The 15,450-nt window shown below is 50.7% G+C and carries 13 protein-coding genes; 4 read left to right on the forward strand and 9 right to left on the reverse strand.

Features of this window, described 5'->3' with window-relative positions; translation table 11 throughout:
• The first annotated feature begins 205 nt into the window (after positions 1 to 205).
• Positions 206 to 1,459, forward strand: a complete 1,254-nt coding sequence (locus FOA19_RS11305) for a glycosyltransferase family 4 protein (protein WP_394344093.1) — start codon at positions 206 to 208, stop codon at positions 1,457 to 1,459.
• Positions 1,460 to 1,810: 351 nt separating this feature from the next.
• Here the strand turns inward: FOA19_RS11305 and FOA19_RS11310 are convergent, their stop codons facing one another.
• A complete protein-coding gene (locus FOA19_RS11310) occupies positions 1,811 to 3,751 on the reverse strand; it encodes an alpha amylase C-terminal domain-containing protein (RefSeq protein ID WP_223808852.1) in 1,941 nt (646 codons plus the stop codon).
• 272 nt (positions 3,752 to 4,023) lie between these two features.
• Between FOA19_RS11310 and FOA19_RS11315 the strand changes: the two genes are divergently transcribed.
• Positions 4,024 to 6,846, forward strand: a complete 2,823-nt coding sequence (locus FOA19_RS11315; RefSeq protein ID WP_149090932.1) for a DUF4961 domain-containing protein — start codon at positions 4,024 to 4,026, stop codon at positions 6,844 to 6,846.
• A gap of 340 nt (positions 6,847 to 7,186) precedes the next feature.
• On the opposite strand, the gene FOA19_RS11320 is transcribed toward FOA19_RS11315, so the two are convergent.
• A complete protein-coding gene (locus tag FOA19_RS11320; protein ID WP_149090933.1) occupies positions 7,187 to 7,921 on the reverse strand; it encodes a ThuA domain-containing protein in 735 nt (244 codons plus the stop codon).
• Positions 7,922 to 8,159: 238 nt separating this feature from the next.
• Positions 8,160 to 9,032, reverse strand: coding sequence for an arylamine N-acetyltransferase family protein (locus FOA19_RS11325; protein ID WP_149090934.1), 873 nt, complete (start codon positions 9,030 to 9,032; stop codon positions 8,160 to 8,162).
• A gap of 663 nt (positions 9,033 to 9,695) precedes the next feature.
• On the opposite strand from FOA19_RS11325, the gene FOA19_RS11330 reads away from it, so the two are divergent.
• Positions 9,696 to 10,298, forward strand: a complete 603-nt coding sequence (locus tag FOA19_RS11330) for a porin family protein (protein ID WP_149090935.1) — start codon at positions 9,696 to 9,698, stop codon at positions 10,296 to 10,298.
• A 173-nt stretch (positions 10,299 to 10,471) separates the two neighbouring features.
• On the opposite strand, the gene FOA19_RS11335 is transcribed toward FOA19_RS11330, so the two are convergent.
• From FOA19_RS11335 to FOA19_RS11355, 5 genes are all read right to left on the reverse strand, one after another.
• Positions 10,472 to 10,705, reverse strand: a complete 234-nt coding sequence (locus FOA19_RS11335) for a hypothetical protein (protein WP_223808853.1) — start codon at positions 10,703 to 10,705, stop codon at positions 10,472 to 10,474.
• Between the two features lie 76 nt (positions 10,706 to 10,781).
• Complete coding sequence (locus tag FOA19_RS11340) at positions 10,782 to 11,345, reverse strand: SRPBCC family protein (protein WP_223808854.1); 564 nt, start codon at positions 11,343 to 11,345, stop codon at positions 10,782 to 10,784.
• 26 nt (positions 11,346 to 11,371) lie between these two features.
• Positions 11,372 to 11,845 (reverse strand): VOC family protein, encoded by a 474-nt coding sequence (locus FOA19_RS11345; RefSeq protein WP_149090936.1) that lies wholly within the window; start codon positions 11,843 to 11,845, stop codon positions 11,372 to 11,374.
• Between the two features lie 7 nt (positions 11,846 to 11,852).
• A complete protein-coding gene (locus FOA19_RS11350) occupies positions 11,853 to 12,401 on the reverse strand; it encodes an SRPBCC family protein (RefSeq protein WP_149090937.1) in 549 nt (182 codons plus the stop codon).
• Positions 12,402 to 12,417: 16 nt separating this feature from the next.
• Positions 12,418 to 12,870 (reverse strand): SRPBCC family protein, encoded by a 453-nt coding sequence (locus FOA19_RS11355; RefSeq protein WP_149090938.1) that lies wholly within the window; start codon positions 12,868 to 12,870, stop codon positions 12,418 to 12,420.
• A 215-nt stretch (positions 12,871 to 13,085) separates the two neighbouring features.
• Between FOA19_RS11355 and FOA19_RS11360 the strand changes: the two genes are divergently transcribed.
• On the forward strand, positions 13,086 to 14,072 hold the full coding sequence (locus FOA19_RS11360; RefSeq protein ID WP_149090939.1) for a GlxA family transcriptional regulator: 987 nt from the start codon (positions 13,086 to 13,088) through the stop codon (positions 14,070 to 14,072).
• 380 nt (positions 14,073 to 14,452) lie between these two features.
• Here FOA19_RS11360 and FOA19_RS11365 read toward each other — a convergent pair whose 3' ends face one another.
• Complete coding sequence (locus tag FOA19_RS11365; protein WP_149090940.1) at positions 14,453 to 15,241, reverse strand: transporter; 789 nt, start codon at positions 15,239 to 15,241, stop codon at positions 14,453 to 14,455.
• Positions 15,242 to 15,450 lie beyond the last annotated feature (209 nt).

Genomic DNA, 15,450 nt, shown 5'->3' on the forward strand with positions numbered 1-15,450 from the left:
GTGGCCTTGTCTTGGTCTTGATGGTTGGTTGCTTATCTTTACAAGACACCTCCCCCCTGATTCTTAAATGAATTGAATAAAAATAATAATGAGAAAACTGCGTGTATTAATGTTAGGTTGGGAAGACCAGCCAATATTGAATGGAGGAGTGGGCAAAGCCTGTTTTCATTTGGCAGAGGCGTTAGCAAAACAAGTTGAGCTTACCATGATTGTTCCCCAGGCAGACCATTCGGCCCTGGACCATCATGCTGAGGTGGTTGGGCTTGATGAACTGAACCTGGCCGAAGTAAAGCAAGCCCCGGTAGCGAAGACTTTTGAAAGATTTGCTACTACTCACCGGGTTCCTGCCGCGCTTTTCCCTTATGAAGAGCCCGCCGGGCAAATAGAGCCCTCCATGGATGATGAAGACGCGGTAATCAACGCTTCCTCCGCTGATGTGGCGGCTCCTACTGTCGCAGAAGAGCCAGCCAAACCTGCTGTGGTTAATTTCCCCAATGGAAAACCCCAGATAAACGTTACCCAGGGTGCCCGCGGTACCCTAAACTTTGAGGTGATCCAGTTTGCGCGCTATGCCGCCAGATTGGCGTCCCATAAAGAGTTTGACGTAGTGTACGCCCATGATTGGATGACGTTCCTGGCCGGCATGGAGATCAAGATTCAGCGGAAAGTGCCTTTGATTGTGCATGTGCACAGCCTCTCTTTTGACCGTCAGGTGGGTGAGCCCCTTGGCTGGATCTATGAGCTGGAAACCAAAGCCATGAACGAGGCCGACATGATCTTGACGGTAAGCGAAAGAACCGCCAGAATGATCACCAAACGCTACGGTATCTCTGCCAAGAAAGTGCAGGTAGTGTACAACGGTGCCGATGTGGTGATTCCCGAGCCGGTGACGCCACTGGAGCGCAAGCAGGTGACGTTCCTGGGACGTCTGGTGGCACAAAAAGGCCCTCTTCAATTCCTGAAAGTAGCCAAACAGGTATTGAAGCAAGATCCCGAGGTAACGTTTGTGGTAGCTGGCCACGGTCCGCAACTGGAGGAAGCCAAGCAGATGGTGCGCCGGTTGGGCATTGAGGATTCTGTCACCTTCACCGGCTTCCTGGCTCCGGCCAAAGCCTCGGAACTGCTGAAGAATTCCACCGTGTTCCTGTTGCCTGCGTTGTCAGAGCCCTTCGGGTTGGCCGCTATTGAAGCAACCCTGGCCGGATTGCCGGTAGTAATCACGCACCAGACCGGTGCCGCCGAAGTGCTGCCGCAAGCCAGTGTAGCCGACTGCAACGATACCGCCGGCTTAGCCGAACTCGTCCTGAATCTGCTGCAGGATACAGAGCTGCGCAAAAAGCAGGTAGAAGCAAACCAAAAGGCTGTAAAACAACTTACCTGGGGTGTTACCGCCGATCAGGTAATGGAGAACCTGCACAGCGTTCTGGAACTTCAAGACGAAAGAAGAAGCATCGTTTAGGCGACGTTTTCTTCAAAACACACCTAAAACTGAAGATTTGAGAAGGACTCTTCTATAAAAGCAAAAAGGAAGGCCGGTACGATATGTCGTACCGGCCTTTCTTTTTTTAACGACGTTTACAGCCAAATTTTGGCTTTGGTTTTACATCTGCTTTTAGGCAAAAGAAAAAGCCCGGTGTAGTTTCAAGCCTGTTTTTATAAAATCAGCTTTAAACAACATCGGGCTTTTGTATTTCAAAAGGCTTTCTAAAGGGTGGTATTTTTTGGATAACGCTTTCTGCCTGCTTTCGCAAAAACAAGATTAAAACAATTCACCACACCTCAACTAGATTTACATGCCAGCTTCTATAATTTAATCTTCTCTTCTCATCACCAACGCAGTTCTGTTGGGGAGATAGATGCTCAGTCTTGGTCCGTATTTAGTTGGTTGAGTAAAATACCTAATGGTGGTGTCTACCCGGTCATGGCCGCCGGTTTCCGGGGTGTCGGAAGACAAGACTAGGCTGTAGCTGCCGCCTTCCGTTACCGGGAATCGGTAGTCTGGGATTGAGTTTTGGGTGTGGAAGTTGAACAGGAAAATCAAATCCCCCCGCTGAAAGATAATCACGTTGTTGTGGTTGTCTTGGTGCAGTTTCACAGGGGCGCCGTGCTCCATGAGCCTGTATTGTTGAGCCAGCGCCAGCATGTCTTTCTCAAACTGCCACATATGACGGTACCGAAGCTCAGTATTGTCAACCAAAGACCATTGCCGGCGGGCGTACTGGTAACTCCAGTTGTTGCCCAGCCTCGGGAAGTCCACCCATTCCGGGTGCCCAAACTCGTTGCCCATAAAGGTCAGGAACGCCTCGCCGCCCAAGGCCATGGTCAATAACCTGATCATTTTGTGCAAGGCTACGCCTCGGTCAATGACTGGGTTCTTGTCTATGGTACGCATGCTGAAATACATGTCTTTGTCCATAAGCCAGAAGGCCAGGGTCTTGTCACCCACCAAAGACTGGTCATGAGATTCTGCATAGGCTACCGTCTTCTCGCCCACGCGGCGGTTAGTGAGCTCGTGCCAGATCTCGTCCAGGTTCCATTCCTCGTCGCGTTTGTGCTTGAGGGTTTTGATCCAGTAATCCGGAATGCCCATGCCCAGGCGATAATCAAACCCGATTCCTCCGTCTTCCAAGGGACGGCAAAGGCCTGGCATTCCGCTCATGTCTTCGGCAATCAGGATCGCGCCCGGCACAAAGGTATGGGTCAGCTCGGAGGCTAGTTGCAGGTACAGGATGGCGTCTTCGTCTACGCTGCGGTCAAAATAGCGATCATAATGCCCAAAGGCCACGCCCTCCCCGTGGTGGTGGTAGAGCATAGAAGTGACGCCATCGTACCGGAAACCATCTATGTGGAATTCCTCCAGCCAATACCGCACGTTGGACAGGAGGAAACGACGCACCTCGGGCACGCCGTAGTTGAACAGTTTGGAATCCCAGCCCGGATGGTGACCGCGTGGACCGTGGTGAAAGTACTGCCCGCCGGAGCCGTCAAAATCGGCGAGGCCTTCAGCGATGTTCTTCACGGCGTGCGCGTGAATCAAATCCATCACCACGGCGATGCCCAAACGGTGCGCCTCGTTCACCAGATATTTCAGGTCCTCGGGTGTCCCGAACCGGGAAGTAGGGGCGAAGAAGTTTGACACGTGGTAGCCAAAGGAGCCGTAGTACGGGTGCTCCGCGAGAGCCATCAACTGCAGACAATTATAGCCGGTTTCCTTTACGCGGGGCAGGATGAGGTCCGCGAACTCACGATAGGTGCCTACGCCGTGCTTTTCCTGCGCCATGCCCACGTGGCACTCGTAAATGAGGGGCTGCGTGAGGTTGGTCACGTCAAAATCACCATCGGTCCAGGTGAAGGTTTCCTCGGGTGCCCAGTACTGGCCTGAGAAATCGTAGGTCTGCGGGTCCTGCACCGCCCTGAAAGTAAAGGGAGAAATTCGGTCCCGGGCCTGTCCGGTGGCACCCACCACATGTACTTTGAAGCGGTGGCCGTGCTGGACCTGTACTTTATCAGCCGGCAGGAAAACCTCCCAGATGCCATTTTCCAGTCGCTGCAGCGGATGCGCCGCACGGTCCCAAAAATTGAAGTCGCCAATAATAGAAAGGGCCTGTGCGGCCGGGGCCCACTCACGGTAGCGCCAGCCGTTGTTCTCCGGTTCATAGTGCAACCCCATCTGGTGGTGCCAGGTGCTGTACTCAATGAGAGACCCGTAGTATTTGTCTATGTTTTGCCGGTTAGTTTCATAACGGGCCATCCGCTGTTGGAGCTGCGGGGCGTAAGGTGTTAGCCAGCTATCTGATTGTACGAGAGGGAGTGTTGGGGTGACCTTAGGCATAGGAGCGGTTTTGGGAATGGGTTAAGTTACAATTCCTTAGGGTAAGGTGCAACTGTGGTGGTTGGTTAGTTCAGGTTGATGGAAAGTTGTTAAAAAATAAATAAGGTTCCGGTTAAAAATTGATAAATTCGCAAGGAAATCGATTTCGTAAGGCTGTGGCTTTACCTCACAAATTTTAAACTGCCTATCGCATGAAGACTACGTTTCGTTTGCTTGGCTTGTTGCTGGCGTTGCTGCTGGTACAAGTAGCCCAAGCGCAGGTGGTGACCGTGGCACCCGCCTTTCCGGTACACAATGAACCAGTCACCATCACCTTTGATGCTACAAAAGGTACCGGCGGGCTGGCCAATGTCACTGAGCCCATTTACGCCCATACGGGGGTGCTCACCAACCTGAGTACCTCTGACTCTGACTGGAAGTACGTGAAAGCGCCTTGGACCACCAATACCCCGGCCGCGCTCATGACGTCCATAGGGAACAACAAGTACCAGATCACCATCACCCCCAGAACCTACTACAACGTACCGGCCACCGAGGAGATCAAAGCCCTGGTGTTTGTCTTCCGGAACGGGAACGGCACCAAAGAAGGCAAAGACACTGGTGGCAAAGACATCAAAGTAGCCATCTACCAGGCTGGGTCCATCAACGTTTCGTTTACCCAACCCGCGGTAGGCCTGAACGGCTTGTTCGTGAATCAGAATGACTACATACAGGTTACCGGAGGCGCCTCTTCGGCGGCCAAGCTCTCGCTGTTTGTGAACGGGGTGAAAGTGAAAGAGGAAGCCTCGGCCACCACACTTTCCACGCAATTGACTGCGGCCACTCCCGGCGCAAACAAAGTGAAATTGGTGGCGGAGAGTGGTACCACCATGGCCGCTGATTCCTTTACTTTTGTGGTGCGCCAGGCCGCCCAGGCCCAGGCCTTACCCCCTAACGCCAAAGACGGGGTTACTTACCTAAGCTCTACCAGCGTGCTGTTGAACCTGTACGCACCTAATAAGCAGACCGTGTATGTAGTGGGTGATTTCAACAACTGGACAGTGGGTGCCACCCCCATGAAGCGCACGCCAGACGGAACCCGTTATTGGGTGCAGATTGACAACCTGGTGGCGGGCCGTGAGTACGCCTACCAGTACCTTATTGACGAAAGCATCAGGGTAGGGGACCCTTACACCCAGAAAACCCTAGACCCTAACGAGGACCGGTTTATCCCCGCAGAGACCTATCCCAACCTGAAGGCTTACCCTACCGGTAAAGCCACCGGTATGGTATCGGTTTTCCAGACAAACCAGACGGCGTATGCCTGGAAAGTAACCAACTTTGCCAAGCCCAAGAAAACGGACCTGGTGGTGTACGAGCTGCTGGTGCGGGACTTTATCCAAAAGCACGACTACAAAACCCTAGCTGATACCCTGAACTACCTGAAAAGGCTGGGCGTGAACGCCATTGAGTTGATGCCTATCCACGAGTATGAAGGCAACCTGAGCTGGGGCTATAACTCGGTGTACTACTTCGCGCCGGACAAGTATTACGGCCCTAAGGAGATGCTTAAGCGCTTCATTGACGAGGCCCACGCCCGCGGGATGGCCGTGATCCTGGACATCGCCCTGAACCACTCTTTCGGGCAGTCGCCTATGGTGCAGATGTACTACAACAGCGCCACCGGCAAGACCACGCCTGACAATCCCTGGTTTAACCCAGATCCGAAACACGAATTCAACGTGGGCCATGATTTCAACCACGAGAGTGAGGCCACGAAGTATTTTGTGGACCGGGTGACCGAGTTCTGGCTTCAGGAATACAAGGTAGACGGTTACCGGTTTGATTTATCCAAGGGTTTCACCCAGAAAAACACCTTGGGCAGCGTAAGCAACTGGGGACAGTTTGACCAAACCCGCATTGACCTGCTCAAACGCATGGCCAACCACATCTGGAGCGTAGACAACAGCACCTATGTGATTTTGGAGCATTTTGCCGATAATAGCGAAGAAACGATCCTGGCCAACGCCGGCATGATGCTGTGGGGTAACCTGCACGGGAACTACAAGCAGGCGATCTTGGGCTACACAGATAATTCAAACTTCAACTGGATCTCCTACAAGCAGCGCGGCTGGACCAGCCCTCACGTGGTGGGATACATGGAGAGCCACGATGAGGAGCGCCAGATGGTGGAAGCCCTGGCATTCGGCAATAGTTCCGGCTCCTACAGCGTGAAGAACCTGACCACCGCCTTGCAGCGGATGCAGTTGGCCGCGGCCTTCTTCTTCACCATTCCCGGACCTAAAATGATCTGGCAGTTCGGGGAGCTGGGCTACGATATTTCTATTAACCAGAACGGCCGAACCGGCGATAAACCCATCCTGTGGAATTACTACCAGGAGGCGGAGCGCAAAAAACTCTACAACGTGTACGCGGCCCTGATCAAGCTTAAGATCAGTGAACCGGCCTTTGAGTCTGGAAACTACACCCTGAACCTGGAAGGGGCCATGAAGACCATCCATATCCAGGACCAGGACATGAACGTGGCGGTGTTGGGTAACTTCGGGGTGACCTCCGGCACCATTGATCCTAGGTTCCAGAACACCGGTACCTGGTACGATTTTGTGACCGGCGAGGCTTTGACGGTTACCAACGTAAACCAGGCCCTCACGCTGCAACCCGGCGAGTACCGCGTCTACACCACCAAGCGGATTACCAGTTCCAGCATTCTCCTGGCATCCAAAGAAGACAAAGACTTTCTGGCCAAGCAGGTGGTGGCATACCCTAACCCCAACAGAACCGGTGAATTGAATGTACGGTACCACTTGGTTTCTGCTGCCGAGGTGTCTTTGCAGGTGTATGACCAAATGGGCCGTCTGATTTCCAGCCGATCCCTAGGCAAGCAAGCCGCAGGAAACCAGGCCATCAGCCAGAAACTGACCACCAGCACCGGAAACAAACTGGCCCCAGGTATCTACCACTTCAAACTCCTGACGGGTACTTCAGCGAAGACCATCCAGGTAGTGGTGCAGTAACCGATCATCCCTTGGGTTAAGTTATTATCCTAAAGCCATTAAGCCTCGGGGTGTTTCAAGGCTGTTTTACCCAAAACAGCCTTGAAACACCCCGAGGCTTTTACTTGAGAATCCAAAAGAAAAGGGCTGGCTCTGCTTTGTACAGCAGGGACAGCCCTTTTATGATTGTAAAATTTTTGAATCGAATATAAGGCTGATCTTATAGAAGCAGCATAGCCGGTTTGAGGCTTTCGCCTCACGGAAGCTGTAAACTTCCGACCATTTGAGGCCCAAGTTGAAAACTTGTACCAGGTTTGAATGTAGCTGAATCAGCCTTTGAATATAGATAGGTAAGCAACGCTTACTTTAGCACGTATTGAATGCCGCCCAGGAGATGCCGGAGGAAAAGCGGTTCCTGGTAGCTCTCATCGGTGTGGCCGCCGGCGGTGTAGAAAACCTTGCCGCCGTCAAAAGTGTGGTACCAGGCAATGGGATGGTTCGCTCCGTTTTTGCCTCCCTTGTAGGTGGTCTCGTCTAAGGTGGCCAGTACCTTGACATTTGGGTTGATGTTCTTGAAGTTGTACCACTCATCTCTTCTTTCCCATTTGTCTGGCAGAAAAGAGGTAGAGAGATGCGATTTATCCAGAACGTTGATCGTGGCTTTCTGGATCTCTGGGTGGCTGTCAAAATACGCACCTACCAACTGGTTGTACCAGGGCCACTGGTACTCGGTATCCGTCGCGGCGTGAACCCCAACAAAACCGCCGCCGGCTTTAATGAACTGTTCAAAGGCGGTTTGCTGGGCATCGTTCATCACATCCTGGGTGGTGCTCAGGAAAACCACTGCTTTGTACTTCTTCAGTGAATCTGCCGTGAAAATAGCGGCGTTCTTGGTGGTGTCTACCCCGAACCCGTTCTCCCGGCCCAGCTTCTGGATGGCGGCTAAACCCGCTGGGATGGACGTGTGGTAAAAGCCCGCTGTCTTATAGAAAACCAACACCGACGGGAGAGTAGGGCTACCGTTATGGCCGTTTTCAGATGAACAGTTGGTGAATAAAAAAGTGGACAAGAGGAGCAGCAGGTAAAGTTGTTTCATAGAGGGTTGGTTGTGTGTTCTTGGGTAGGAATGAACTACCTGATTTAGTTTTCTGATGAGCTATAATGCTACGGTTTTTAGGCCTTATTTACAAAAACAGGCCTAAAAACCGTAGCTAAAGGATTAAGGTGAAAAAGGATGAATTTACACCAAGCAGGACGCGCAAGAAGACCCAACCATAAGGATGATAATACTTAGGCTAGAAAGTGTTCTTGCTGAAAAAATGGAGTGAGCGGGTTTAATCCAAAGGCTGCATGATTAGGTGCAGGGACTGGTCTAATTCCGGAGAATTGGGCAAAGGTAGTTTGAAAACTTCCTCTATGACCGTTTTCACCTGGGCCGGATTGGCGAGCACCTGCTTCTCTGTGATTCCGTTCCGGTGATGGATGCTGAGTTCAGAATTCCGTAGCGCGTAACGGGAATCGGGAGTGGTTCTGGCAAACATCAGTCCATTCACAAACGGGGACCTGGGGTGGGTGGAAGTAAACCAATTGCTCACCTCATAATCGGGCGCAAACTGTTCCTGCAGACTGAAACGGTACATGGGTTTCCAGGTACCCTGCACCTTGGCCTGCAACACAAATTCATTTTCCTGAGGCACCAACTTGAAGGTCTCATGTGGGGTTTGCTGGTCTCCGGTCTCCAGGAGCCTTAACGGCGAAGTCAGGGTCAGTCCCCCGAAACCAACATCTGCGATGTAGTCTGCATCTTCCAGGTGCACCAGGAGCAGCATATGGGCGCGGGCGGTGGTAACGCCTACGGGTACGTTCCAGAGCACCCTGGCCGCCAGGCCTTTCACCTGAAAACCCAGCGCGCGCATGGCCTCGGCAAAGAGTTGGTTCTGCTCAAAGCAATAGCCTCCCCGGCCTTCCTCTACTATTTTGCGCTGCAGAGACTCAATATCCAGCGCTACAGGTTGCTTCAGGAAAGGGTTAAGGTTCTCAAAAGGTATAGAGATGGCGTGCTGAAAATGCAGTTGCTGCAACGTCTCTAAAGTCGGGGCGAGGGGTCCTGAATAGTTTATCCTGGCCAGGTAACGTTCCAGGTCCAGTCCGTCTTTCTTTATCTTGAAGAATGTCTTTTCCGGCGATACAAGTGCATTTGCTTTCATCTTCTTAGGTAATAAAGGGTTATAGGATAGGTTGGTAGGGCATGGGGCATAAGCCGCATACAAGTGATAGTTTTCAATCTAGGGAAGGTAGGGGATGATCTTTTTCTCCTTGGAGTGGCCAAGTAAATCAGGCCTGAGCGCGATAAATAATCTATAATGGAATAAGGGTATTTGACTATATGGATGTCTAAGATATAAATTAAATTGGAATAATTTTAATAAAACCTAAAAAATTATAAATCAGCGTTACACCTTTATCTGAATTGATTCCCTTTTACTTTCCAACTAAACCTGAATGGAAGGAGATGGCTTTAAAATCCTTCTATTAAGAGATAGTAGACCTGCTTATCCAAGATGAAAATCAAATGGCACAAAAGCAGGACAGTAACCAAAGGGCGTTTATAGAACTACCTTGGGAGGATTGGATCAGGCTACAATTAGAAGCCAAACCAGAAAAGTTGAATAAACCAAGGAAAGCGTTTTGTCCTATTCAGGTAAGTAGGAAAACCCCGTGGGGCAGTACTTATATCATCTTTTGCAAAGTGCACGTTCTTTAAGCGTCTTTTCTTAAAAAGGGCCGTAAAACAGGTGCGGCCATTTTTAAAAGCCGTTTGGCCAAGACGCAAAATAGTAGCACACAAACCGTTCTAACTCTTACCAATTATGAAAAAAGTATTTCTTTTCGTTGCCTTTCTTTCCTTCACCAGTTTGGCGGCACAGGCCCAGGGCTTTACACTAGGCCTGAAAGCGGGCATCAGTTCGTCAAATGTGGACCTTAAAAACCCAAGTGCCAATTTCACCCAGTTCAAGGAAGAAGGCAGCATCACCGGTTTCCATGCGGGCTTGTTCACCCGGTTCAATGTAGCGGGTTTCCTGCTGCAGCCCGAGGCAGTTTTGTCTTCCTCCGGCGGAAAATTCCAGGTGCCCAACCAAGATGGAACCGGTACCTCGGTGCAGGAAATAGGCTTCACCAACATAGACGTTCCCATTCTGGTAGGCTATAAACTGCTGTTTTTGCGGGCGTATGCGGGTCCGGTGGCCTCTGTGCTCATTAACAGTAAATCTGACGTACGGGACTACAAAGAATCTTTTGAGTCTGCCGATTGGGGCTACCAGATAGGAGCCGGCGTAGACATTTCTCGCCTCACCGCCGATGTGCGCTACGAGCGCCTGAAACGGGCTTACACAGACCCAAACAACGGCAACGTAGACTTCCGGAACCGCCAGGTGATATTGAGCCTCGGATACAAACTCATCGGTAAATAACCTTTGTGCTGATTTTACCCTAATGCAAAGTTCCTCCGTTTAGGACCCGTTTTTGGAAAACGGCCTCTAAACGGAGGAACTTTGTTTTTAACGTCAAGTCTGTGCTTTACTTTAAGCCTGCCATAGGCGCAATCGAGTGACTTTGATGTGAGGCAAACCCATCAACCAAATCGCTACTCCAGAACACAGCATTTTACGCCGTTTTTGGCCACCAGCTGCAGTACTTGGGAAGTGTTGAAAATAGGGCCTTCCACCCGCAGGATTCTGTCACAGTCCTCCAGGTCAAAGTTGATGCGGCAGCCGGGCAGGTGCCGCTCCAGAACCGCCACCAATCTGTTGGCCTTGGCAACCTCCTGCACATTGGTGGCAAACACCTCTACCATTCTGTTTTCCTGCTGAGTCATCATTTGGATGGGCTTTGATATTTGAAAGTATAAATAGTGATGGACAATGACAGGTTAGCTCTGCAGGAAACCTAATTGGTTAAGAACGCAGATTTGCCAGGTAAAGAGCCAGGTTGTCCATAGTACCCCCGAAGCCCTGCTTAATGGCTTCAAGGCTGGCTTCAAACGTCTGCACCTCTTCTGGGGTGGCATTCTGGGGCTTAGCCTGCAAGGTGAGAATGGTCTGGCCATTCTCCTCAGAAAAGGTCAAGATGTTGCGCAATTCCAGCGGCCAGGTTTGACTAAACGGAGCCCTGATGGTGTTCCCTTCCTCATCTGAAAAAGAGTTGACATACACCATGCGCTCCGGCGCCGATAACTCTTCGTAAACGAATTTACCCCACATTTTAGGACCATCGCCGGCTTGCATGCTGTAAAGGAACATTCCGCCGGGTTCAAGACTGAGTTCGGCCACTTCCAAATTCATACCTTTTGGTCCCCACCATTGGGTAAGGTGCTCTTGCTGCGTCCAGACTTGGTACACCAGTTCTTTAGGCGCCTCCAAGGTTTTGGTGATGACGAGGGTGGATTTTGCTGTCTGATCTGAGGTAGCTTCTGAGCTTGGGTTTTGCATGGTAAGGTCTGTAGGTTGCTGCGTTTCCATAGGTTAAACTGACTGAGGTAATTGGGCTATAAGGTAGTGGTTTCTGCTTCCTTCTTGAGGACTTGTTCCTGTTCCTCTTTTTTAAGGTCATGGTTCACCATCCACTTGATGTTGAATTGGTCGGTCAACATCCCGAAGTAAGCGCCCCAAAATGCCTTCTCAAAAGGTACCTCCACTTTCCCACCTTGGGCGAGAGCGTTGAATAGGGTGGTCGCTTCTTCCACGCTGGAAGTATCAAGGGAAAGGTGGAAGTTGTTGCCCATGGTCACAGAATGGCCCATTGACTCCAAGGCATCGGTGCCCATGAGAAGGGTTCCCTCGCCAATGGACAAGGCGATGTGCATGATCTTGTTTAGTTCATGAGCCGGGACTCTGCCCGCATCCGGTATGTCTCCAAATCGTTGCAGGGCTAGGAACTCGCCCCCGAAAACAGATTTGTAAAAGTTGAAGGCTTCTTCGGTGTTGCCGTTGAAGTTGAGGTAAGGGTGTAAAGTGACCATGTTGCTATTAGTTTGAGGTGAGTTGATCTTTTTCGAGTATTCCTTTGAGGCTGGTAAGGCTCGTTTCCAGGTCTTTGCCCAGCAAGGGGTCCATGACTACATGCATCAGGTTAAAAGGGTAGGCGTGGCCGCCCACCATGGCCCAGGTTACTTTGGTCTGATTCTGGGAGATCGCGGTGGTGGTGAAAGGCGTGCGGGCAATGTCCTCCATTGGTTTCTGGAACCTGATCTCAATGTCCACGCTTTCTCCGGGCACCAGGCCTTTAATTTCCTGTTCGCCTTTGCCTGCCTTCTCGTTTCCTTCCCAGGCATAGATAAACCCCACTGCTCCGTCTGTACCTCGGTAGCTTTTCTTCATCTGCGGGTCTTGCATGGCCCATTTGTTAAAGTGATCCTGGTTTTTGAGGTGACTTAAATAGCTGAAAACATGGTCTTTAGGCTGATTTATGACAATCTCGCGTTCAACGCGGTATTCGCGGGAAACGAACAGGGCGCACACCAGCAAAGCAGCAATAAATAGGGCTATACCTAGCAAAAGTTTCTTCAGGATATTCATAGGAAAGCGCTAAGGGTTAGTTAACCTGATTTTCTGATAGTTCCTTGATCTTGAGCAGCGCCACGTCCCAGGCCGCCGACATCATATCAAAATACTCTGGGGTCATGTCGCCCTCAATGGCGATTTGGGTGCCGCCGGCTTTCTCCAGTAATTTATAGGTCTCCAGGCCGCCCTGCACCGCTTTAGCATCCTCGCTTTGGGTATCTTCCTTCCCGTTCACCAAAAGGCCTTCGTACCTCACCGAGAGCACCTCATGGGGCGTATGCTGTACCACTTTCCCAATCATTCCGTTCTCAGAAGGGTCTTTGAACAGGACTTTGCTGCCCAGTTGCCAATCTGTCTCGGCGTAGGCTCCTTCACTGAAAGCCGCGTACCATTGCCTGATGTACTGGTCCTGCACCAATACATTCCATACTTTCTCTTTAGGGGCTTTGATGTCAATCTCTTTTTTGATGGTGGTCTTTTCCATGGCTTTTATCTGGTTAGGTATATAATCTATATAAGAGGAAGGAATCCTGATTTAGGTCTGCTTTCTAAAAAACTGATCTAAAGCGAGTTGCTAATATCATTTGTGTTAGCCAATTCCTTTAGCACAAACATACACACTACTGCTCTTTTTGCAGGTGGGCGAATGCGACATAAAGGGGGGTTGATTACGACAATAAAGCTTCTTACTTTAAGGCTATGAAGCACATCTCTATTCTTATTCCCGAAGGTGATATTAGCTTTAGCAATATCGAGGCGACCTATAAGATGTTCACCAAGGTCAATGAGGCTTTGGAGCGGACTGGCCAGGCTCCAATGTTCAGGGTGCAGCTGGTAGGGCTCACCCAGGATACCAGGGTCACGAACGGGTTATTCAGCATAAAACCAGAGTTGGTGGTGGAGGATACCGTGAAGACAGACCTGATCATCATCCCGGCGGTGCACGGCGACATGAAGGAAGTCATTGAGGAGAACAAGGACTTTGTACCCTGGATCATTAAACAGCACAAGAACGGCGCCGAGGTGGTGTCTCTCTGCATCGGGGCTTTCCTGCTGGCCTCTACCGGGCTATTGAAAGGGCGCAGTTGCACCACGCATTGGCTGGCCGTGGAGGAGTTCAAGCAGATGTTCCCGGATGTGAACCTGCTGCCCTACAAGATCATCACCGACGAAGGCGGCATTTACACCAGCGGCGGAGCCTATTCTTCGCTTAACCTCATTCTGTACCTGGTAGAGAAATTCGCGGGGCGCAACATGGCCGTACGCTCCTCCAAGATCTTTGAGATCGACATTGACCGCAACAGCCAATCTCCGTTCATCATCTTCCACGGGCAGAAAGAACACCACGACGAGCAAATCAGGAAAGTGCAGGAGTTTATTGAGCATAATTTCCAAAACAAGATCACTGTGGAGGAACTGGCTGAGATGTGTTTCCTGGGCCGCCGGAACTTTGAGCGCCGCTTCAAAAAAGCCACTTCCAACACGGTGGTGGAGTACATCCAGCGGGTGAAAGTAGAGGCCGCCAAGATGTGCCTAGAGACATCCCGTGAGAACGTGAACGAGGTCATGTACTCGGTGGGTTACTCCGATACCAAAGCCTTCAGAACCACCTTCAAAAAGATTACGGGCATCTCACCGCTGGAATACCGCAACAAGTACAACAAAGAAGCCGTGGAACTGGCCTGATCCATTTCCTGGAAGCTAAAGATCTAAACATGGGGTGAAATTCTACAATTACAACAAAAGCCTGATGGGTAAATAAACCGGAGGTTTGCTTCCGTTTTACCGCCCATCAGGCTTTCGCATTTGTTATAAGAAATAGTTTACTTGATCACGTCAGTCTGAGGTTTATCTAATTGAAAACCATGCTAAAATCAAGCAGGAGGTAAACCTTCTTTGTAGTACATATTGGCTCCCTTGGAGATTTTCGGCCCAGGAATAGCGCACCGTCTTCAAGGCAGGTACTTCGTCGCTCCATACGGTGACCTCATTGACTATAACCTGTGGAATGTAGGGCCGGATTTTGGGCCGGATTTCTAGAAAGTAGGCTCCAAATAGAAGCCTTTCTACCTAGGTAATCTGAAACTTACACCCGCGCTGAGGTAATAATTAGGGGCTTCTTCGTTCAGGGCCAGACCTGCGGAAACATCAAACTGAACATTATAGCGGGGAGAAAAAGTGACACCAGCATCGGTTGAGTGGCTCCATTTGCCTTTCTCTGGCTTCTCCCCAAAAAGTTCTGCGTACGTGCCCCACTTGTCTCCCAGGCCTGCCGCCAGAGAAAGGGTGTAAATTCCGGCCCCATGTGGCGTATCGCCGTCCCATTCATACCCTACATTGTAGCCCAAGGAAAAGGTGTTGGAAAGGGTATGCGCAAAAGACAGCCGGAAGTCTGGGGCCACGTAGGTGGGTTTAAACTCTGAGGATCCTGAAGGAAGGGTAAGGTGCCCAATGAAAGCGATCTCGGGAAGCAATCCTTTTTCCTCCGTGACAAAGATTTTGGTGCCAATGGAAAAAGCGTCCAAACCCCTGGCATCGCCGGCATCCGTCTCGTCTGGTCCGGTGCTCCGATGGTAACCGGCAATCAGCCTCAGTTCCAGTCGGTGCAGAATCCCGTACCGGAGAAGGGCAGTGGGGTACAGGTAATCCACGGATGTTTTTCCATTTTTGCGGTCTTTCTGGCGAAGTACCCCTAACTCAACCTGCAAGGTACCCAGAGGAACCACGTTGGAGGCCTCGGTTTGATCAGGCCGGTCTGTGCTAATGGGTCCCCCGTTAGAAAGGCTGTCCGGCGCCACTTGCGCAAAGCCATAGGTTGGAAGCAACACCAAAAGGCAACTGTAAAGGAGTTTCATAGAACCAAGATTTTTTCTCCCTAACTTACAGATAAACCTAATTAAATGTTTAGGTATGTCTAAAAATAAATGGAATAGGTGTTTTCCATCTTGGAGAACAAAACAAATCTAGGGTGCAAAAAATATAAAAGGCGCTTCCCCAGAGGTAGTCCCTACCAGGTTAAAGGAAGCCTGTCAAGCTTTGGGGTGAAAGCGCCTTTTCTGCCGAT

Source organism: Rufibacter hautae, from assembly GCF_008271695.1.
Classification (GTDB): domain Bacteria; phylum Bacteroidota; class Bacteroidia; order Cytophagales; family Hymenobacteraceae; genus Nibribacter; species Nibribacter hautae.